The sequence below is a fragment of the Spirosoma litoris genome (genome assembly GCF_054776755.1).
In genome coordinates this window covers 16,624-34,587 of sequence record NZ_BAAHBI010000009.1, presented here as the reverse complement: position 1 = coordinate 34,587, position 17,964 = coordinate 16,624, and the positions used below count along the sequence as shown (strand labels likewise).

Below are 17,964 nucleotides of genomic sequence, written 5' to 3'. Positions count from 1 at the left end.
ATGCAACGAGTAATGCTTATTGGTAACGTCGGGCAAGACGCAACCATCAAATCAGGAAACGGCAACGAGTTTATCACCTTTTCGGTCGCTGTGAATGAGCGGTTCAAGAATCGGGACGGTATCGAAGTTGAGCAAACCCAATGGTACAATTGTTTGTATCAACCGAAAACAATGGCCGTGGCGCAATATTTGAAAAAGGGTACACGGGTATATGTTGAAGGCAAACCCAACGTGACGACTTACAAAAACAAGAACAACGAGACAGCGGTAGACTTCGGGGTACAGGTTCGCGGGCTGGAATTATTAAGCGCGGCCAACGGTGAAAACCTGAAACCAGAAACGCAAAATCAGGACTCGAAACCGCAGGACCCAACCCCGCCAACAACTTCGGGCGAATCAGGTAGCGATGATTTACCATTTTAAGTAAATAGTCCTGTGCAAAGAGGACTTTTCAGAGGACTTTAAATAGGACTTTAAATAGGACTGCTACAAAATTTGAATAAACTAAAGTAAGCCCGCCCATTGTTGGACGGGCTTTTCTATTACTTACAATTAGGTCAGGTGTGTAAATTTGCTATAATAATAATAATTTAGCTTCTTTGGGGTGAATCAAATCAGATAGATATTAGAGTAAAACCAATGCTTATTTTCAGTAATTTACTATTAAGGCTACTGTTAGCTGGTGATTACTAAATATTTATCAATGTGTCATTTGTACAGTCAATATTATTTAAAAAAAAACATAGTAGATACATTGACAAGGAAGCTATTGGGCTAGCAAGTCCAAAATACTGATGAAATTATGGATAATCAGGTTGAAAAATTAAAAAAACTACTTCCTCTAATTCTTAATATTACAGCTATCGAAGCCAATAGAATTTGGAAGAATAATTATTTTAAAAAATTTTACACTATAAATAAAAATAAAGATATTACTTCTCTAAGTATTTCAAGGTTTTTATACCCAAGAGGTATTCGCAAAGAAAAAAAAATTGTTAATTTATTTTACCTGAGAGAATTTAATGAGCTAAAAGGATTATATTTATCTGACGTCGAAATTTCAAAAACAAAAGAAAATTTTAGTTTAGAATCACTAATATCGTTACAAATAAATAGTAATTTTAATTATAGCGTTTTTAAATACATTAGTATACCCAATTTAAGTGAATTACATTTAACTAATGGAGATACGATAAATCTCAAAAATTTTTTTACGGCAAAAAAATTCACTTCATTAAAAATTTTAAACTTAAGTAACAATAAAATATCTAATATTGAAGCATTGTCTACTTTAAAAAATTTAGAGATATTAAATTTGAGTAATAATGAAATATCAGACTTTGAACCACTATCAGATTTAGTAAATATAAAAAAATTAGATTTATCATTTAATAAAATATCGCATATTAATCCGTTGTTATATTTAGAAAAATTAAACAACATAAACTTATCAAACAATAGAATAGAAGATATTTCAGTAATAAATAAAATAAAACTAATAAAAACAATTAATCTTGAAAGTAATTTAATCGAAAAAATACCTTATTTTTCTTTGTCAAACAAAATCTCTTACTTTAATATTCGCAATAATTACATAATTGATATATCGGAATTAAGTAACCTAAAAATGGTAAAAGTATTAGACTTGTCTAATAATCAAATTATTGAAATATATCCATTAGAGAAATTGGAAAAATTAGAAAAGCTATATTTAAGTCACAATAAAATTACTAACATAAGCCCAATAATAAACTTAATATCATTAAAAGAACTAACAATAAGAAAAAATCCCATTATAGATCTAGTATCATTAGAAAGGATAAAATCTATAACACTAATGTCGTATTTTAGAAATAATTACTATTTTATTGATTTTGACCGAGACATTAAACCGAATTTAAAATCAATGAATTTTAGCGATATTAATGATTGGACTAAAAACCTAACATTTACTGAAAATTCCAAAAAGAAAATCATTGGCTTGTATTTAAGGAAGAAAAAATTATCAGACTTATCATTCTTAAAAGATTATCCTGACTTGGAGATATTAGATATTCGACAGAACGAAATATTAGATTTATCCTATATTAGTTCGTTGAAAAAATTAAAGCAACTTCACTTATATGACAATAATATACATGAAATAACAATGGATTTTTTAAATCATTTGCCGGATCTAGAATATCTAAATATTCGTCTAAATCCAGTAAAAAATATCCCAAGAGAAATTTACGATAAAGATGAGAATACTTTAAATGCAATAAAAATTTATTTAAAAAGCTTAAGCGGGCAACTCACCTCAGTATATCAAGCAAAGTTAATATTAATAGGAAATGGGGAGGTAGGAAAAAGCTCTATTCGTATTAAATTATTAGATAAGGATGCAAAGTTGCCAGACAAAAAAGACCGCACTCAAGGTTTAGATATATCAATATATACAATAAAAGATTTAGCAGCAGAAATCACTAATTTGGATCAAAATATTGATTTTAATCTATCGATATGGGATTTTGGAGGACAAGGTAAATATAGAGAAATACAACAAGTTTTTTGCAGTCGAAAAGCTCTCTACGTTTATGTCACATCTGTTGACGATTTGCCTACAAAAGAAGATTATGTAGGTTATGAGTATTGGCTATCAATGTCAAAAGCTTTTGGTTATGATAAAGAGGAGGATCTACAGAGTCCAGCAATATACGTTTTAAATAAATGTGATTTAGGTACAAAAAGAATAAATGAAGAAGAGCTTTTTAATTCATTTAACAATATACACGATTTTATAAAAATTTCCTGTGATACTTTATATAATTTCGGCGAACTTGAAAAAAGTATCAGAAATGCCCTCCCTAAAGTCAGTAAAGATATTTTCAATAGTTTATTTAGCCAAAATTGGTTTAATGTTAAACAAATTTTAGACACCAAAAGAAAAGACAACTATATTCTACTAGACGAATATCGAGAAATTTGTTCATTAGAAAATTTAAGCATAGATGAAAGTGATATATGGTTAAAATATTTAGATAGAATTGGGGATATTATTTATTTTCAAAGTAAGACATATATTAATGATTTTATTGTTTTAAATCCGCTTTGGGTAAAAAATTCTATTTATAAGATACTAGATAGCAAATTTGTAAGGCGAGGGATATTGGAAGAAGACTTCATTTCAGATATTTGGCCCGAGACAGATTACTCTTCAAGTGAACATGAAAAATTAATAGATTTAATGGTTTTTTATAAATTTTGCTATAAACAAATTGATCTCCAAAACAAGGTTACTTATATCGTACCATCTTTACTACCTGAAAAAAACTCATCAATCCCTGATTTTTTTAAAAAATTCGATTACGAAATTTGCTTTAAATATTCACCTTTCATACCAGCAGGTACAGTTAATAAACTAATTGTGGATTTATTTCCTAATATCTATCAAGACTTTAAATGGAAAAACGGATGCATTCTTCATTTATATTTTGACGATGAAGTTTCTTTTGCAGAAGTCACTGAGAGCTGGGAAGACAAAGCAGTATATGTAAGGCTTAAGGGGCATGATGTAAGCCATATATACGAATTCATTAAAAAAGAATTGATGAAATTAAATAAAGAACTAAAAGATGCTAAAATGTTAGATAAATTAGAAATAGAAATTTCAGTAAAATACGAAGATAGCTATCATTTAGTTAAATCAATTCTAGCATTTGGCAAGTATGAAGAATTTTATTTTTTATTTGGGAGACGCGACAATAAAACACTCAAAAATACTATGGAAACGCTACCTGATTTTTTTACCGAACAGCTTAAAGTGCAATTAGAAGAGCAATATAAAATAATATTACGTTATCGACAATTAAAAAATAACGAGATTGACAAATCTAGAAGAAATTTATATCAAGAAGAGATTGATTTACGGAATACAAATATCGTAGAGATTGAGAATAATTTTTTGGTTTTAGTCAAATCTAAAAACCCTTCCGTTTCAGAAAATATTATTATGAAGGCTATAAATGAAACGCAAGAATTAATTCAGAGAGAATTTGGCATTGTCAATTTTAAGATAGATGAACTACATTACTCAATAGAAGAAATAGAGGAGAGTATTAATGAAAAACAAGTAGATTTAGAAGGATCTGAAAATAAAATGGCTATAGAACTTATTTCTGTAGTTTTAGAGCGACTGGATAAGCTAGATTATAAGAAAAGACTTGAGGTCCAGTCTGAATTAAGCGCAGATATTAACACAAGCTCAAAGCTCAAGTTTATAATTCCAATAATTCCAACTATACTACAGTATGAAACCGAATTAAACATTTCCTCTAAACAAACAATAAAGTCTTGGAAGGATTTTTGGGGGATCTTTTACAAGTAAATTGATTTATTTGTATTTATTGGCGAGCTATTTCTTTATATATATTAACCTCTTGAAATAAGAGATTAATAGCCAATATCACTAAGTACATTAAAATATAGCCTGTCTGTAGTAGGATGGGCTTTTTTTATGCTCAAAAATAGAGCATAACATGCATAAAAATAGAGTACAGACCATTTCTGCAAAGAATACCTATTGAGGAATTTTGTTGGGATATGGCAGACCTGAACACAATCTATAATGGTGTACCCGACCAGCAAGACCCCGACGTAGTAATTGCGACGGTTCCCGACACGTGGCCGTGGCAACCCTACAAAAAGATTTATCTGCCGGATGAAGTTCGTCAAGCCATTCGAGATGCAAACGATAAAGCCATTAGTACGATTGATGCTGTTCGGGTTGCTTACACTACCGGAACCGATAGAACGCAGTGGCTAAAGGATCGAATTGACGCCATTGACGCACGGGTAACATTCATCAGGGAGCGGGTCAACAATACGCTTGACTACCTGAAAAGTATTGGAGCCGATGGGTACACGCTGGTTGAAAAAGCGTTTACGTCTGCTTTAGCGGCCTTGCCTTATGTGGAGGGTATCATTGCCGGGGCGGAAGCAGGAGCGCAAGCCGCAAGGCAATTAGAAGCCTACAAAGCACAACAACTTGTCCAGCTATACGCCGAAGACATTAAGCAACTCGCTCAAATTCGGGCGGCACTCGTTGCTGAATACGGCAAAACTACGACGGGAACCACACCCGGCACCGACAAAACGCCCGCACCACAAGAAGCACCAACCCCAACGGTTTATTACTGGTACGCAGGAGCGGCCATTTTGGTCTTGTTTATCCTGTACCTAGCTAAAAAACGAAACCGCAAACGCTCATGAAAAAGTCGTTTATACTCATTGTCCTGATTGTCATTCTGGCCTTGTGGGTACTCTACAAAGTCAATACCGCCCAACGGCTAGACTATCAGATTGGCTTGCCCAAACAAATCAGTTTGCAGGGCGGTCAACTCTCGTTTCTCCTGCCGATGCGGGTCATTAACCCATCGGGCGGCACGATCAATTTAAAGGGCGTTCAGGCCGATGTAAACACGGCGGGCCAATACTTGGGCCGCGCTACCATTGATAGCCCCGTGACTATCGGGCCGCGTTCCGAGACGGTCATTAATGTTGCCGTGGGGGTTCAGTACTTCGATTTACTCAATGCCACCAAAGGCATTCTCACCACCCTAAAAGGGGGTAAGGTCGGACTCGAAATTGACGGGCTTATCTATGCCGAAGGGTTTCAAATCCCCATCAAAAACAGCTTTGATTTTACCCTACCCACTTTCTAAGCAGCAACGACTATGTACGACAATACCGAACCCGTAGCGGGCAAAACTTACTCCGATGAATGGTGGGCCGGGTGGCTGGATAAGCAACTAAACGGCGTGTCAACGACCGACATTAGTTCGTATCTGGATGATAGGGGCGTTGACCCAACCAGCGACCAATACAACGACTATTCGAGTGCCATTACCGACCCGAAAATGTTGTCTGACTTTACAGCCGCCAAAACAGCCGCCCAAAAGTCAGGGAATACCAAACTGGTTAATACGCTTGATCTGGTGTTCAAGTACGGCGAAAAAGCCATTGCCGCGCTGGTCGCTGCTGGGGTATTAGACGGCCCGTCACTGGCTCAAGCGGGCTATAGTAATGTCAGTCAGGATGCCAACGGTAAGATCGTGATTGGTCAGACCACCACGCCCACACAGGCCGCGCCCTTGCAGTCGAATAAAATTTTTGGACTGGATTTTTCCAGCCCGACCGTGATAATGGTCACCTTCCTTGTGGTCATGTTTTTAATCTATTTCCTGTTTTTCAATAAGCCGACACCGGCCCGAAAATAGGTGTAACACGCAGTAAATCAGTAAGCAACAACCAGTAAACAACAAAAAACGAATGGCAACAGTAATTTCACAAGTAGGGCAACAAGCCGCCACCTTGCCCATTTACGAGGTCGCTATCGACTCGAAAAAGTACATCCTTGGCTGTGATGGTGGGGGGGTGATGGTTTTCAAACCCCGTGCGTGGCTGAGCAATTTGGGTTTCTCGTCTACCCTGCAAGCCGCCTACGAAAACGTAGCCGATAGTGCGTTGGTGTCGGCGATGGGCCTAAACTCGAACAATGCAACCACCTTAGACGGTCGGTTCCCGGCACAAGCCAGTATTGGCGATGGGGTAAAGTGGGTCGAAGGCTTCGACATCGCTACGGGTTGGGCCTCTGGGTTCCCCAAGAACACCAAAAACGTAACCGGTTCGGGCTCTAGCGCTGGTTCGGGCTCTAGTTCGGGTTCGGGTTCTAGCTCTGGTTCGGGCTCTGGTTCGGGTTCCGGCTCTGGTAGCTCTGACACGCCCGTGATTCAGTCGGCATCGACTACCGACGAAATCAGTTCGTTCCTGTCGAAATATTGGTGGGCGGTGCTGTTGATCGCAGTAGCCCTACTGTGGAAACCCGTCATTGCTCCGGCGCTGGGCATGAAACCAAGCCGCCGTCGTCGTTAGGCTATATCTCCTTAAACGAATAGAACCCCCAAACGGGTGGGTAGGCTGGCAACGGTTTACCCGCCCCATGCCAAACTAAACAAATCACTATACCAATGAGCAAAGCACCGAAAAAGCCAAAAAAATCAGCCCCTATTTCATCTTGGGAAAAGTACGACGCTAAAAAAGTACAATTCGACAAAGACAAGAAAAAGAAAGATACGCTGATTAAAAAGCACAGTAAATAGTCATTATCCTTCTCAGTAAATAACCCCTACCCTAACCGGCCTAGCGTCGGTTAGGGGATTACGCTAAATCCGTTCTACCCATGCAAACCGAGCAATCTATACTGACCCAATTACGGAGCGACCAAACCCCGTTTTGGTATCTCTATGACGGCCAAACCGTCACGGCTCGCAACGGCGAAACGGCGGATATGAACGAGTCATTACAGCGGCTTAAAGGGAGTTTGGCCGAACTGCCCCCCGGCACCTATCGCCTAAAAGCGGCCAACAACAAGAACAAACACAACGGGGCCGAATGGCACGACATTACCATTCACCCGCGTACCCAAACGCTCCCCAAAATGACCGGCCAAAGCACCAACGCCTACGGGATCGCTGACCATGTATTAGCGAAGATTCAGGAAGACACCGAGCGAAACTTTATGTTCAAACAGATGTACCAAAAGTTCATGGAGTTTGATAAGGAGTGGCCGGAATTTAAGAAACAGCTTGAACAGCTCCGCAAGGATTTTTACGAGGATAAGGACGGCGATGGAATACCCGATTTTGCCGAAACCATCGGCAAAGTGGCCAATGCCGCTGAATCGGCCAATGCTGTCAAAAAAGTATTTACAGGAACCTCATTATTTGGTAGTTAACCATGAAAACGCAAGCCCAACCCCAAACGATTGAAATTAACGAGGAAACAGCCACTAAGATGTTAATCCGGCTGTTTCTGGCCCTTCAAAAAGCCTTCGCGACCGAAACCGACCCCGGTGTCGTTCGCGCTTATGAACTGATTGAGATGCTGGCCGAAACCGCCGAAAATGACGGCGAGGTATTCCGAACCATTCTCACCGAAGACAATATAAAAGCCTTTACGGCCCTCAAAAAGAAAGGGGACGCCAAAGGCGGAAACATCGGACTATCCGATATTCTCAAAGCTTTTCCGGCCCTTGGTGGAGCCATGAAAGGCGGCATGTTCAAAGGGTTTCTAAGCTAGTAAAATGATGGTAGGACGGCAGGATATTAAAGACGTAAACAACGGCCAATACAATAACGTACTGTTATTCTTGGCGTTAGGTGTACTGTTGTACATCGTGGCACGGGGTTGGCAAAAAACAGTCCAGGAATCCACGAGCGATTCCATCGGTTCGGACAAAACCCTAATGATTGCCCAACAACTCCGGCAGGCGTTTATTCCGCTGGGATTCCCGGTAGGCATGGGTTTCGATGGTACGGACGTTCCCGCCGTGATGAGTCTTGCCGCCCAAATCACCGACTACCAAGCCGTTGCCAAAGCCTACCGAACATTGTATAACGCGGACTTGTCCGAAGACTTATCGGAAGAATTGAGTATTGGCGATCTGGCGAAGTTCTGGAACATCGTCAACGCCAAAAAGACCACGACCGGCACAACGACGAGTTCCGGCACAACGACCACCACGACCAATTCAGGAGCCACCACCGGCACGGGGGTCGTGGTTACGGTGGGCACTGAAACCCGCGTCACGAGTCTGGTTAATAAAACGGCGGTGGCGACCCAAGCGGTCAACATACGACTTTACAAAGAACCCGCCTACGCGGGCGATACAGCAGCTAAAGGCGATAAGGTCGGCACCTATGCCGGGGAAGCCGATCTGACCATCAACGGGGTAAAGGGGCGTTTCGCCCACATCAAAAAAGCTGCTTTTTGGGGCGTATACGATGTGGATTACTGGGTACATAAAGGCTCCTTAACCTTCCTCTAATGGATACACGCGTGATTGCCGGGGTATTGGTTTTGGTGGCCGGTGCTGCCGTCTTGATTCGGCAGAAACTACGGGCGGTACTGGTTTGGCCCCTTGCCGGTACGGTTCGGATTACATCGGCCTTTGGTAACCGGGTGGCTCCTACGGCGGGCGCAAGCACGGACCATACGGGCATCGACCTTGCCGCCCCCGTGGGTACGCCCGTCAAGTGTCCGGCAGACGGCGCCGTCACCAACGTATATACGACGGGGTCAGGCGGCAACCAGTTAACGATTTTGCACGATAACGGCCTAACCACCGGCTACGCGCACTTGAGCCGCTACGGGGTCAAATCGGGGGATAGGGTGTTAACCGGGCAAATCATCGCCTACACGGGTAATACCGGCACGACTACCGGGCCGCACCTGCATTTTTCCGTCAAAGACAAATTGGGCCAATTCGTTGACCCGCTTAACTACCTATCCTAATGGCACTTGCTTACGAAGAATTAGTTCCCACGGCCTACCGAGCGGCCTTTGTGACCAAAGTCGGTCAAATCGCTGTCCGGTTGGGCATGCCCGCCGATTGGTTAATGATCGTGATGCGAGTGGAAACGGCGGGGACATTCAGCCCGTCGATTCGCAATTATGCCGGATCGGGCGCGGTGGGACTCATTCAGTTTACCAAAACCGGCGTGGCCGGGTTAGGCGTGACGGTCGATCAATTGGCCACGATGGACGCCGTTACCCAACTGGATTACGTCGAAAAATACGTTCGGCAGTACGCGGCTAAAATCCGCAACGTCTACGACCTGTACATCAGCATTTTTGCCCCGGCCTATCTGGGCAAGCCCGATAGTCAGGTTGCTTATACGGCCTACTCGTCTACCCCCGAAGGCAAACGGCAATACGAACTAAACAAAGTCTTGGACAAGGACTTGGACGGAAATGTGACCCTAGGCGAAATCAAAGAAGCCATTTCGCGCTACGTCCCGGCTGGCGTGTCCACGGGCACCGTAAACGGTCATTTTATCGCGTTGGCCCTTGTCCTCATCATTGGATTTTTCATGTTAAAACGCAATATCTAAATGGCTAAAACGTACACTGAAATCACCGAAGCGGGCACCTTTAAAGTCGCTTCCAAAGCTACGGCAACTATCGTCAACACGGGCTCTACCTCGGTCTTTGTGGTCAACAACGACGACACCACATCCTTACAGGGACTTCCTGAACGGGTTCAGGAAATTGTCTTAAAAGCCCTGCATTGTATCGAGCCGGGTAAATCCCTGAAAGTATCCAGCGGCAACTACCGGCTCACCTTCGAGATGCCCATGAATTGTTCGGCGGTCGTGGTGGCTTAAACGTGCCGCGTTATCGTAAGCCTTTAAAACAACAACTACTATGTACAAAAAACTCGTTCGGCGCTCCAAGTTTCAGCGCATTATCGTCAGTAACACCTCACCCATTACCTTAACGTTAGAGGGTGACGAAGTACTCGTTTCCCTGCATGGGTACGGCACAACACCGCTCCAACAAGTCGCGGTTGTTCGGCAAACCGAGCGCGACGCCCGCCTGGAATTGCCCTACGGTGAGTATGATTCAAGTACTTATTTTAATCTGAAAATTAGCGGATTAGGCGAACGCGTTTCGCTGGCTGGACGGCCCACCAGTACCGCTAATGCCACCCTAGCCAGTAATTCCCCGGCTGGCGTGGATTTGCTGGCGGGCTTCTCCGATTCGGTGACGTTTAAGACCGTGGGCAATGATGTGGGTACGGTGGCCGTCTTGATTGAGTGCATCAACTATGTTCCCATACAATAACATGGAACGCCTAGATTTAGATGCGCTTGGCCGCGAACTAGCGGGCGAAGTCGAAGCCCTTCAAGCCAAACAAACCCGGCTTGAGGAGCTTCGACAGCAAGCCGACCAGCAAGCGCGGGCCGAAAAGATCGAGCAAATCGACCAGTTGATTGCCGATGCCAAAGCGTTCCGGCTCGAAGCCAGTCAAAGCGACAACGAAACGGAACGCAAAACCCTACGGGGGTACGCCAAATCGTGCGAAGATACAGCCGCCGAAATCCGGGCCGAATTGGGGATGGAGTCCGAACCGACTACGCTTCTGCCCGAAGTAAACGAGCCGCATGGGGCATGGCTCAAACGCCAAATCTGGGGAAATTTCAACTTATCGTTATTGTCTTTAGCGGCATGGTTTTTACTCTATTTCATCGGCGAAGCAAACACGGGCACGGTGGGCTATGTGGCGCAAGTCTTGTGCAAACCAGCCTTTCACGCCTTCATGCTCTTTGCGGGACTACTCTTCGTGTTTTTGGTGGTACGCCGGTACTTCTACACCGTGACCGAATACCTGAACCAGAAGGCAGCGGGCGAATCGTTCGAGCTGGATTTTCGGGAATGTTCGGCCTTTGGGCGGCTGTTTTTTGTGCTGGGCTTATTGTACGTGATTACGCAGTTTTTAGCGTCGATTTACCAAGTGACCCTTTAACGCCTTCTACCGTCGTAGAAGCGGCCAAAGCCGAACAAGGCGTACACGAAATCAAGGGCAACAACGATGCCCCCCGGATTGATGAGTATCGGTCTACGACGTTAGGCCGCAAAGTCAAGGGATGGCGTGATCCGTGGTGTGCGTATTACGTATGTTGGGCCTATAAAACCAACGGGGCCAAAATCCCGCCCACCTGCAAGAATCCCGCTCAAGCCGCCCAATGGTTCAACGACCCCAAACGGTTCGTTTACTCCAAGCGGAAAATACTACCCGGCAAACCCCGCCCCGGCGATGTGGTGGGGTATCGCTTCAAATCCGGCACCATTAGCCACATTGGTATTATTGTCGAATGGCCCGATGGCAAAGACTATTATATCAGTATGGAGGGTAACACCGGCACAAGTTCAACCGTCTACCGGGACAATAACCGCAATGACGCGGTACGCATGAAACGCAGACCTAAATCACTGGCTTATGTGGTGGCTTCGACACTATACGAGTAATACCCGCGATGTGCTGTTTCTGTTCGGCATTTGCTTACTGGTGGGCCTTCATTACACCATGCTGGCCGTGGGTGGTGGCTGGTTCGCCCTGTACTTTTTATGGATGCTGTTTGACACGAGCCTGTACTTATTTATTGGGTTTGTGTGCTTGTGTTACCTGTGTCTGATCAGCTATTTCTACGCATTCAATCATGATTAATTTATCAGAGCCTTACGACCACGCGGTGTACCAGCGTGATAATCAGAACCGGGCGAAAATTCCGGTGGTCGGCACGGGGGCCAAAGCGGGCGGCACGGTGACCGTCACGCTGACCCCGGCCATTGGCGGCACGGCCACGAGCGCCGTTTTCGTGGCCGATGCCAACGGGAATTATTCGGGTGGCCTTGTGGCCGATGGGGGTTGGTACAACCTGACGGCAACGGACGGAACCGACCCGGTAACCCGCAAAGTCGGAGCCGGTGAAGTCCTTGTTTGTTGGGGTCATTCGTTCATGCAATCCACCAACGGCCCCGCTGGAAGTAATGAGCGGGTGGTTACTCTGACCGATCTAATCGACGAAACGAATTACCAGTTTGGTACGCTGACCAACATGGTCGGGCCGTTCCTGACGGGCGGGGCGGGGCCGTGGGCCGTCTTTGGCGATAAGTTGGTGAATCGGCTAAACGTGCCGGTACTGCTCTATAACACCGCTTTTGGCGGGTCGAATATTGAACAGAACTGGAAGGTGTTAAAAGGCATCCCGTTTACACATGGGTTCATTGATTACAACAAACGGATGCCCTATCACCCGCTCGAAAAGGTGATGGGCGATTATATCCCCAAAACGGGTATTCGGGCAATCTTGGCCGAACACGGCTATAATGACGCTGCCGTTAATCCGGCCTCGTTCACCGAGGAATTAAACTTTGTGATCGACTACACCCGGAATCAGTTCGGAGTGCCTGACTTGGCTATCGTGATGGTTCAGGAAGAAACATCGGGCCGAACGGATCGGCTGGGTAGTGCGGCCATTGCGCAAGCACTCGCTAACTTCATTGCCACGAAACCGAATCTATGGCAAGGGCCGGATTTTAATGGGGCTGAGTGGAACGCCCCCGAACTGCATCAGGAAACGGCGCATTTGACCAATGCCGGAAACTTGCTGTTTGCCTCCGAATGGGATGCGAGTTTAACAAATGCGTTCTTTTCGGGTTCGACGCCGTATTTGTCCCGCGTGGATGTGGCTACGCCCATTAGTGGGACGGACACCAACGATATTCAGTACGCGATTGAACCCGCCCCTACGCCCGCCAACGGGACTATCAACTATATCATTTACGGGCTGGCCGCTCTGCTGGCGTTGGGTCTGCTGACTGGTCGCTACCGGGCAAAATCCATTCTTGGGTTACTGATTTTGGCCGGGGTTTATGTCTATCGACTCCGGCAATAAAACGAGGAAAGGTTAAGGGTTACATTTTATGGGTTAGGGCATAATACCCGGACGTATTGCGCCGGGTATTTGTATTAAACGAGGTGAATAATGAACGCACAACAATTAGTCAATAGTGGCCTGTTTGAGATCGTGACCACCGAGGGGCAACCCACGCTGATTTTAAAGAAGCCGGTTCGTATCGTCCTGCCGAAAGCGATTCTGAACCAATTAGCCAACATCTACCCCAAAGACCACGAAACGGGCGGCTTTCTGTATGCGTCGGTGAATCCCGCTACGGGCACGCTGACGGTGGTACAGGTGGCCCCGTTAACCAATCAGTCCACCAGTGATATTACATTCCAGGCATCGGGCGCGGACTATCAACGGGGCATCAATACGGCCCTACAAAACGAGCTGTTGCCGCTTCGATTTCACACGCACCCGGTACAAACCATGAATAGTTTGTACAATCTTCAGAGCCTGAATTTTTTCCAGAAAACCAGTTCGACCGACCGGCATAGTAGTTATATCCCGATTTCGTTAAACGGTCAGGCAATGGTCTTGCCTGACTGTCTGGTATCGCCCAATGATCGAGACGGCAAGAGCATCCGGTTCAGTATCTACAATGGGTTCGTAGCGCCGTCTTCATTTGCGGCCTTACTCCCAAACGAACAGGTCTTTATCGGGTTGGTGGTGCTGGTGCTGGTGGTCGTTTGGGCATTGCTGGGCTACAAAAAGGCACTCAGCGGGCTAATCGTTTGCGGGATCATTGGAGCAATCGTCTTTATCCAAGAGAAGCGGCCAAACTACACCTATACCGATACAGCGTTAACGATCACAATTTAAACAAAGAACACCATGCAAGTAGAAGACCACGAATTAGAAACAATTCCCGGCCCACCCCAACAAAAGCGGTGGTTCCTTCGGGCTGTTGTTGATCTGTTGATTAACATCGGTGATGAACTCTTGGATAAGGTTATTATCCATGTTAAGGAGAAGTGAGGATTATAAGTGATTTTTTAGAAGTCAATTTTATTGAAAATTCTATACGGGAAATCTCCCGTGCAAATAGGGTAATATTACCCTATTTGCACGGGAGATTTCCCGTATAGAATTTTCAATAAAAAAAATAAAGTAATGCTATTTTTTTTATTTTTCGCTTTGATAATGAAGGGTATAAGAATTGATAATTAGTGGTTAATACCTAAAAATAGAATAGTTAATTTAACTGAGTACTGAAGCCCATTAAAAGGCAGATTAAAAAATTATTTGATTTTTCAATCGGATGTACATAAATATGCATCGTAGTCTTAATCAATATTTATCTCACACTTTTAATTAATAACTAATGCCATGAATCTTATTAATAATTTACTCAGCAAATCATCTGTTATTATGACCCTGTCATTATTAATGGTTATAGGGTTAAATTCTTGCGAAAAAAATCAAGAACCTGTCTCATTTAATAGCGGAAATAAATCTGCGAGAATTGGGCCGCAACCTAATGTTTTAGATTGTCCGAGTGGACAACATTGGGATTATTCGCTTAATCAGTGTATTGATGATAATTATTGGGATATTGATCCAGGCTCTATTAGTTTTAATTCATCTGCCTCTAGTATGGTAGCTTGGTCTGGAGCTTCACATTCAGAGGTTCTTGTAAAGATTACACCTGGTACTATGAATGGGCAAACATACCATTTGTGTGAACTTTATGACAATCACAATACAAGTGCTCCTTTTGCTATTGGAGAGTCGATTTTAATTAAAATAGGATCGGGCTCTACTAGTTATTATGATATGTACGGCCAAAGATTGGGTGTAATGAGTCATTCTACAACTTCTTCCGGGACTACTTTTAGTGGCTTTGCAGCTGACTTTTCAGATCCCAATAGCGCAGCTTACAACTCAAAATACTTCGGAAATTGGGGCCGTTGCGTAGGAAAAACGTTAGCGACAATGGCAGGCGGTACTGTTATTGGAAGTCTAACTGCTCTAGGATGTATGGCATTTGGACCTGAATGTGCAGTTACTATTGGTCTAAGTTGTGCAGCAGCGGCTACAATTTGGAATTACTAAAAGCTAGTTTGGTATTAAGACTACAAGATTAGAAATTACGGCTACAATATAAGATATTGACTTACTAAGTTTATATATTATATTGTAGCTGTATAAACTTTAAAGACATGGAATCGATATTCAAGTTCATGCGCTCTCCAGTAAGATACTGGATCGCAATTTTGATGCCTTCACTAGTCTTGGGGGTAATAGTTAATGTCATTAATGCTAAATATAATCAAGACACTGCTCAACAGTTTTTTTTAGATTGTATGACGTATTATATCTTGATCTATATACCTCTTATCGGTATTATTAGGCTTAAATCACTTAATTTTAGTTTAAACGAAATACTGTTTAGTTTAATACCAATATTCGGCATTTACTACAGAAAAAGACGTTTGTTTTATTCAAAAAAAGATAACTAAGTCAACCCTTAAATATCTTTTTTTAAAATAAAAAGTGGCAATATGTACTTGAATACGTGCATATTGCCACTTTTTATTTTAAAAATATCTCTAATAACCTTTAGTTAATATTAATACTATTTTATTTAATATTTATAGCATATAATCAAAATGATATTTTATTAATTAAGATGAATACTGGTAATATTATCTAACTTTATCACTTTAAATAAATGTAATATTAACAATCTTAAAAAGGTATTATTAGAATCTTTTAAAGTTTATTAGGAACAAGAGAGTGATGATCATTAATCTAAATTGTCTACGCTTATATGGAATTATTTCCTTAAAATTTGAGGGTTTTCGATTGAGTTTTTGAAATTCATTGTGAGATGATTATTAAGTTAATAAACGCACTCAAACACGAACGCCCGACCAATTGGTCGGGCGTTCGTGTTTGAGTGCGTTTAAGGTTAATTCTACTTTCTAGTTCCTGTTATGGTAGCGGTTGATTTTGTCGTTTTGCCGACTTCTCGAATTGTAACCCTTAAATTCATTAGTAAGCTCTTGTCGGTTATTGCGCCCTCTCCTTCAAAATCCTGATTGACGGGGAAACCTTTAGCATTAGTCGTACTAACCGTATAAGGGTCTAGTGTAAACGTGCCATTGCCGCCAATGGTAGCCGGGAGTATGCCGTTTTGAAAGGAGAGTGTTAGCCCGTTTACTTTTTCGGATTTTGCGATAATCAAGCTTGATTGGCTTTCTGTATTATTAGGACCCGCTTCTTTGGCAACAATATCGTAATTCCCTAGATATTGGTCCCTTTGGTCAATGTCCTCTTTTTTGCAACTAATCAGGGTAAACAGCAATAATGCAGATGTGACGAATGTTTTCATGTTTGTAGCTTTATAGTGGGTGAAATGCTTGCAAAGTAACTAAAACTAGGCTTTCCATTCCTTTGTAATTCTATCAATTGAGATTCTACGGTACTTCTTTACTTGCCCGGTAGTGGTATGCCCAAGCATTGCGGCTAAACTTTCGTCACTCATTCCCATATTATTTGCGCAATCATCGGCGAACGTGTCCCGTGCCGTGCCGGGTGTGATATTTTCCCGAATGCCTACTTCTTTGGCAGCAATGCGTAGTTGTTCGCTAAAGTTGCTATATCCTTTAAAGGGTAAGCAGCCTATTCCGTTGTATTTTTCGGCAAGGCGTTTGGCTTCTGGATGGTAGGGGATAAGTGCCGGTTCTTTGGTTTTTTGTCGTTCAATAAATAGATACTCTGTACCCGTCTCGTCGGTACGAATAGCGGCACTGGTTATTTTTTTTCCGTCTATATAATGTAAGCCTGTATACCGAAGAAATAAGAAACAATCTACTGCATTCTGTTGTGACCATTTGAACGTATGAGTCTGAAGCGTTTGGATTTCTTCGGCAGATAGCGGCTTTGGGGCGGTGGGTTCCACGGCTTTTGATTTAAAGTAAAGGGCTGGCGCTTTCTGAATACGTTCGTTGGCTAATGCAATTCTCAGAACATGTTTCAAATAGCCGATGGCTAGTTTTACAGATGTGGCATTCAGTTTCTTCTTATGTGTACGAGTTCTAAGAAACTTATCGTATTTAGTTAGCCAAAGTGAGTTTATGTGTTCGGGGTTGGTATCTACATTTTTATTTTGAGTAGTGTAATCGGTGAAGTAAGCCCGGTTGGCACTATAGAATTCAAAGGTTTCCTCTGTCAAGGGTTTTCCTTTTTTGCCCGTTCCGTACAATCGTTGGTGTTTTTCGTGTTCATCCATAAGGATAAAAATAGAGGGGGCTTTTTCTTGCTTGTTAAGCCACTCCGCTCGAACAGCGTTGGCTGTAACTTCTTTGCCTTGAGCTTGTAAGCTCTGTTTTATTGTTAGGAGTGCGTTTGTGATACTGGTTAATTCGTCATTCAGTATCGTGTAGTTTTTCCCTGTTACCTGTTGTCGCTTTGTGTCCCAATTCGACTTGTCAATCTGGATTCCGGTACTAAATGGTTGTGACCGTTCTTGGTTGATGGTAATAGTTCCATAGATGGTTCCTTTGCCTTTAGAGTTCGTTTGTGATTTGCGAAACCAATAGCGAGTTTTCATCTTTTTGTACATATTCACACTAGTTTGGTGGACTAGTGTGACGTCACGAAAAAATAGAATTAGTTACTAGAACAGTAAGCAAAAGCAGAACTGATTTAAAATCAGGCCGTTTTTGCATCG

22 protein-coding genes are annotated in these 17,964 nt (G+C 42.8%); 20 read left to right on the top strand and 2 right to left on the bottom strand.

The features are described from left to right. The 20 genes from ACYVGR_RS06105 (at position 1) to ACYVGR_RS06010 (ending at position 15,341) form a co-directional block, all read left to right on the top strand. On the top strand, positions 1–423 hold the full coding sequence (locus tag ACYVGR_RS06105) for a single-stranded DNA-binding protein (RefSeq protein ID WP_460954610.1): 423 nt from the start codon (positions 1–3) through the stop codon (positions 421–423). Between the two features lie 379 nt (positions 424–802). Then, positions 803–4,366, top strand: coding sequence for a COR domain-containing protein (locus ACYVGR_RS06100; RefSeq protein ID WP_460954608.1), 3,564 nt, complete (start codon positions 803–805; stop codon positions 4,364–4,366). Positions 4,367–4,581: 215 nt separating this feature from the next. Further along, the gene (locus ACYVGR_RS06095) at positions 4,582–5,250 is read left to right on the top strand and encodes a hypothetical protein (RefSeq protein WP_460954606.1); all 669 of its coding nucleotides are present in this window, start codon (positions 4,582–4,584) and stop codon (positions 5,248–5,250) included. Continuing rightward, a complete protein-coding gene (locus ACYVGR_RS06090) occupies positions 5,247–5,702 on the top strand; it encodes an LEA type 2 family protein (protein ID WP_460954604.1) in 456 nt (151 codons plus the stop codon). Before ACYVGR_RS06095 ends, ACYVGR_RS06090 begins: the two co-directional genes overlap by 4 nt. Positions 5,703–5,714: 12 nt before the next feature. Then, positions 5,715–6,257 (top strand): hypothetical protein, encoded by a 543-nt coding sequence (locus ACYVGR_RS06085; protein ID WP_460954602.1) that lies wholly within the window; start codon positions 5,715–5,717, stop codon positions 6,255–6,257. Between the two features lie 52 nt (positions 6,258–6,309). Next, positions 6,310–6,912, top strand: a complete 603-nt coding sequence (locus ACYVGR_RS06080; protein ID WP_460954600.1) for a hypothetical protein — start codon at positions 6,310–6,312, stop codon at positions 6,910–6,912. A gap of 307 nt (positions 6,913–7,219) precedes the next feature. Then, positions 7,220–7,774, top strand: a complete 555-nt coding sequence (locus ACYVGR_RS06075; protein WP_460954598.1) for a hypothetical protein — start codon at positions 7,220–7,222, stop codon at positions 7,772–7,774. 2 nt (positions 7,775–7,776) lie between these two features. After that, complete coding sequence (locus ACYVGR_RS06070; protein WP_460954596.1) at positions 7,777–8,118, top strand: hypothetical protein; 342 nt, start codon at positions 7,777–7,779, stop codon at positions 8,116–8,118. A 4-nt stretch (positions 8,119–8,122) separates the two neighbouring features. Next, positions 8,123–8,866: a hypothetical protein gene (locus ACYVGR_RS06065; RefSeq protein ID WP_460954594.1), complete on the top strand. Its 744-nt coding sequence runs from the start codon at positions 8,123–8,125 to the stop codon at positions 8,864–8,866. Beyond that, positions 8,866–9,333 carry a M23 family metallopeptidase gene (locus ACYVGR_RS06060; RefSeq protein WP_460954592.1) on the top strand — a complete coding sequence of 156 codons (468 nt, stop codon included), beginning with the start codon at positions 8,866–8,868 and terminating at the stop codon, positions 9,331–9,333. The genes ACYVGR_RS06065 and ACYVGR_RS06060 overlap by 1 nt, the downstream gene beginning before the upstream one ends. Further along, positions 9,333–9,932, top strand: coding sequence for a transglycosylase SLT domain-containing protein (locus tag ACYVGR_RS06055; protein ID WP_460954590.1), 600 nt, complete (start codon positions 9,333–9,335; stop codon positions 9,930–9,932). The genes ACYVGR_RS06060 and ACYVGR_RS06055 overlap by 1 nt, the downstream gene beginning before the upstream one ends. Further along, positions 9,933–10,205, top strand: coding sequence for a hypothetical protein (locus ACYVGR_RS06050; protein WP_460954588.1), 273 nt, complete (start codon positions 9,933–9,935; stop codon positions 10,203–10,205). It begins immediately after the preceding gene. A 40-nt stretch (positions 10,206–10,245) separates the two neighbouring features. After that, positions 10,246–10,665 (top strand): hypothetical protein, encoded by a 420-nt coding sequence (locus ACYVGR_RS06045; RefSeq protein WP_460954586.1) that lies wholly within the window; start codon positions 10,246–10,248, stop codon positions 10,663–10,665. A 1-nt stretch (position 10,666) separates the two neighbouring features. Next, complete coding sequence (locus ACYVGR_RS06040; protein WP_460954584.1) at positions 10,667–11,347, top strand: hypothetical protein; 681 nt, start codon at positions 10,667–10,669, stop codon at positions 11,345–11,347. Further along, positions 11,257–11,850, top strand: coding sequence for a CHAP domain-containing protein (locus ACYVGR_RS06035; protein WP_460954582.1), 594 nt, complete (start codon positions 11,257–11,259; stop codon positions 11,848–11,850). The genes ACYVGR_RS06040 and ACYVGR_RS06035 overlap by 91 nt, the downstream gene beginning before the upstream one ends. Further along, a complete protein-coding gene (locus tag ACYVGR_RS06030) occupies positions 11,822–12,049 on the top strand; it encodes a hypothetical protein (RefSeq protein ID WP_460954580.1) in 228 nt (75 codons plus the stop codon). The genes ACYVGR_RS06035 and ACYVGR_RS06030 overlap by 29 nt, the downstream gene beginning before the upstream one ends. Further along, a complete protein-coding gene (locus tag ACYVGR_RS06025) occupies positions 12,042–13,280 on the top strand; it encodes a sialate O-acetylesterase (RefSeq protein ID WP_460954578.1) in 1,239 nt (412 codons plus the stop codon). The genes ACYVGR_RS06030 and ACYVGR_RS06025 overlap by 8 nt, the downstream gene beginning before the upstream one ends. A gap of 90 nt (positions 13,281–13,370) precedes the next feature. Then, positions 13,371–14,108: a hypothetical protein gene (locus tag ACYVGR_RS06020; protein WP_460954576.1), complete on the top strand. Its 738-nt coding sequence runs from the start codon at positions 13,371–13,373 to the stop codon at positions 14,106–14,108. A gap of 12 nt (positions 14,109–14,120) precedes the next feature. Continuing rightward, on the top strand, positions 14,121–14,264 hold the full coding sequence (locus tag ACYVGR_RS06015) for a hypothetical protein (RefSeq protein ID WP_460954574.1): 144 nt from the start codon (positions 14,121–14,123) through the stop codon (positions 14,262–14,264). A gap of 351 nt (positions 14,265–14,615) precedes the next feature. Further along, positions 14,616–15,341 carry a hypothetical protein gene (locus tag ACYVGR_RS06010; RefSeq protein ID WP_460954572.1) on the top strand — a complete coding sequence of 242 codons (726 nt, stop codon included), beginning with the start codon at positions 14,616–14,618 and terminating at the stop codon, positions 15,339–15,341. An 865-nt stretch (positions 15,342–16,206) separates the two neighbouring features. On the opposite strand, the gene ACYVGR_RS06005 is transcribed toward ACYVGR_RS06010, so the two are convergent. Both ACYVGR_RS06005 and ACYVGR_RS06000 read right to left on the bottom strand, forming a co-directional pair. After that, positions 16,207–16,623: a hypothetical protein gene (locus ACYVGR_RS06005; protein ID WP_460954570.1), complete on the bottom strand. Its 417-nt coding sequence runs from the start codon at positions 16,621–16,623 to the stop codon at positions 16,207–16,209. 45 nt (positions 16,624–16,668) lie between these two features. Then, positions 16,669–17,844: a phage integrase SAM-like domain-containing protein gene (locus tag ACYVGR_RS06000; RefSeq protein ID WP_460954568.1), complete on the bottom strand. Its 1,176-nt coding sequence runs from the start codon at positions 17,842–17,844 to the stop codon at positions 16,669–16,671. Positions 17,845–17,964: the final 120 nt, after the last annotated feature.

What these genes read in the sequence shown, in the direction of transcription:
- ACYVGR_RS06105 (WP_460954610.1), top strand. Translation starts at nt 1, where the DNA reads ATGCAACGAGTAATGCTTATTGGTAACGTCGGGCAAGACGCAACCATC.
- ACYVGR_RS06100 (WP_460954608.1), top strand. Translation starts at nt 803, where the DNA reads ATGGATAATCAGGTTGAAAAATTAAAAAAACTACTTCCTCTAATTCTT.
- ACYVGR_RS06095 (WP_460954606.1), top strand. Translation starts at nt 4,582, where the DNA reads ATGGCAGACCTGAACACAATCTATAATGGTGTACCCGACCAGCAAGAC.
- ACYVGR_RS06090 (WP_460954604.1), top strand. Translation starts at nt 5,247, where the DNA reads ATGAAAAAGTCGTTTATACTCATTGTCCTGATTGTCATTCTGGCCTTG.
- ACYVGR_RS06085 (WP_460954602.1), top strand. Translation starts at nt 5,715, where the DNA reads ATGTACGACAATACCGAACCCGTAGCGGGCAAAACTTACTCCGATGAA.
- ACYVGR_RS06080 (WP_460954600.1), top strand. Translation starts at nt 6,310, where the DNA reads ATGGCAACAGTAATTTCACAAGTAGGGCAACAAGCCGCCACCTTGCCC.
- ACYVGR_RS06075 (WP_460954598.1), top strand. Translation starts at nt 7,220, where the DNA reads ATGCAAACCGAGCAATCTATACTGACCCAATTACGGAGCGACCAAACC.
- ACYVGR_RS06070 (WP_460954596.1), top strand. Translation starts at nt 7,777, where the DNA reads ATGAAAACGCAAGCCCAACCCCAAACGATTGAAATTAACGAGGAAACA.
- ACYVGR_RS06065 (WP_460954594.1), top strand. Translation starts at nt 8,123, where the DNA reads ATGATGGTAGGACGGCAGGATATTAAAGACGTAAACAACGGCCAATAC.
- ACYVGR_RS06060 (WP_460954592.1), top strand. Translation starts at nt 8,866, where the DNA reads ATGGATACACGCGTGATTGCCGGGGTATTGGTTTTGGTGGCCGGTGCT.
- ACYVGR_RS06055 (WP_460954590.1), top strand. Translation starts at nt 9,333, where the DNA reads ATGGCACTTGCTTACGAAGAATTAGTTCCCACGGCCTACCGAGCGGCC.
- ACYVGR_RS06050 (WP_460954588.1), top strand. Translation starts at nt 9,933, where the DNA reads ATGGCTAAAACGTACACTGAAATCACCGAAGCGGGCACCTTTAAAGTC.
- ACYVGR_RS06045 (WP_460954586.1), top strand. Translation starts at nt 10,246, where the DNA reads ATGTACAAAAAACTCGTTCGGCGCTCCAAGTTTCAGCGCATTATCGTC.
- ACYVGR_RS06040 (WP_460954584.1), top strand. Translation starts at nt 10,667, where the DNA reads ATGGAACGCCTAGATTTAGATGCGCTTGGCCGCGAACTAGCGGGCGAA.
- ACYVGR_RS06035 (WP_460954582.1), top strand. Translation starts at nt 11,257, where the DNA reads ATGTTCGGCCTTTGGGCGGCTGTTTTTTGTGCTGGGCTTATTGTACGT.
- ACYVGR_RS06030 (WP_460954580.1), top strand. Translation starts at nt 11,822, where the DNA reads ATGTGGTGGCTTCGACACTATACGAGTAATACCCGCGATGTGCTGTTT.
- ACYVGR_RS06025 (WP_460954578.1), top strand. Translation starts at nt 12,042, where the DNA reads ATGATTAATTTATCAGAGCCTTACGACCACGCGGTGTACCAGCGTGAT.
- ACYVGR_RS06020 (WP_460954576.1), top strand. Translation starts at nt 13,371, where the DNA reads ATGAACGCACAACAATTAGTCAATAGTGGCCTGTTTGAGATCGTGACC.
- ACYVGR_RS06015 (WP_460954574.1), top strand. Translation starts at nt 14,121, where the DNA reads ATGCAAGTAGAAGACCACGAATTAGAAACAATTCCCGGCCCACCCCAA.
- ACYVGR_RS06010 (WP_460954572.1), top strand. Translation starts at nt 14,616, where the DNA reads ATGAATCTTATTAATAATTTACTCAGCAAATCATCTGTTATTATGACC.
- ACYVGR_RS06005 (WP_460954570.1), bottom strand. Translation starts at nt 16,623, where the DNA reads ATGAAAACATTCGTCACATCTGCATTATTGCTGTTTACCCTGATTAGT.
- ACYVGR_RS06000 (WP_460954568.1), bottom strand. Translation starts at nt 17,844, where the DNA reads ATGAAAACTCGCTATTGGTTTCGCAAATCACAAACGAACTCTAAAGGC.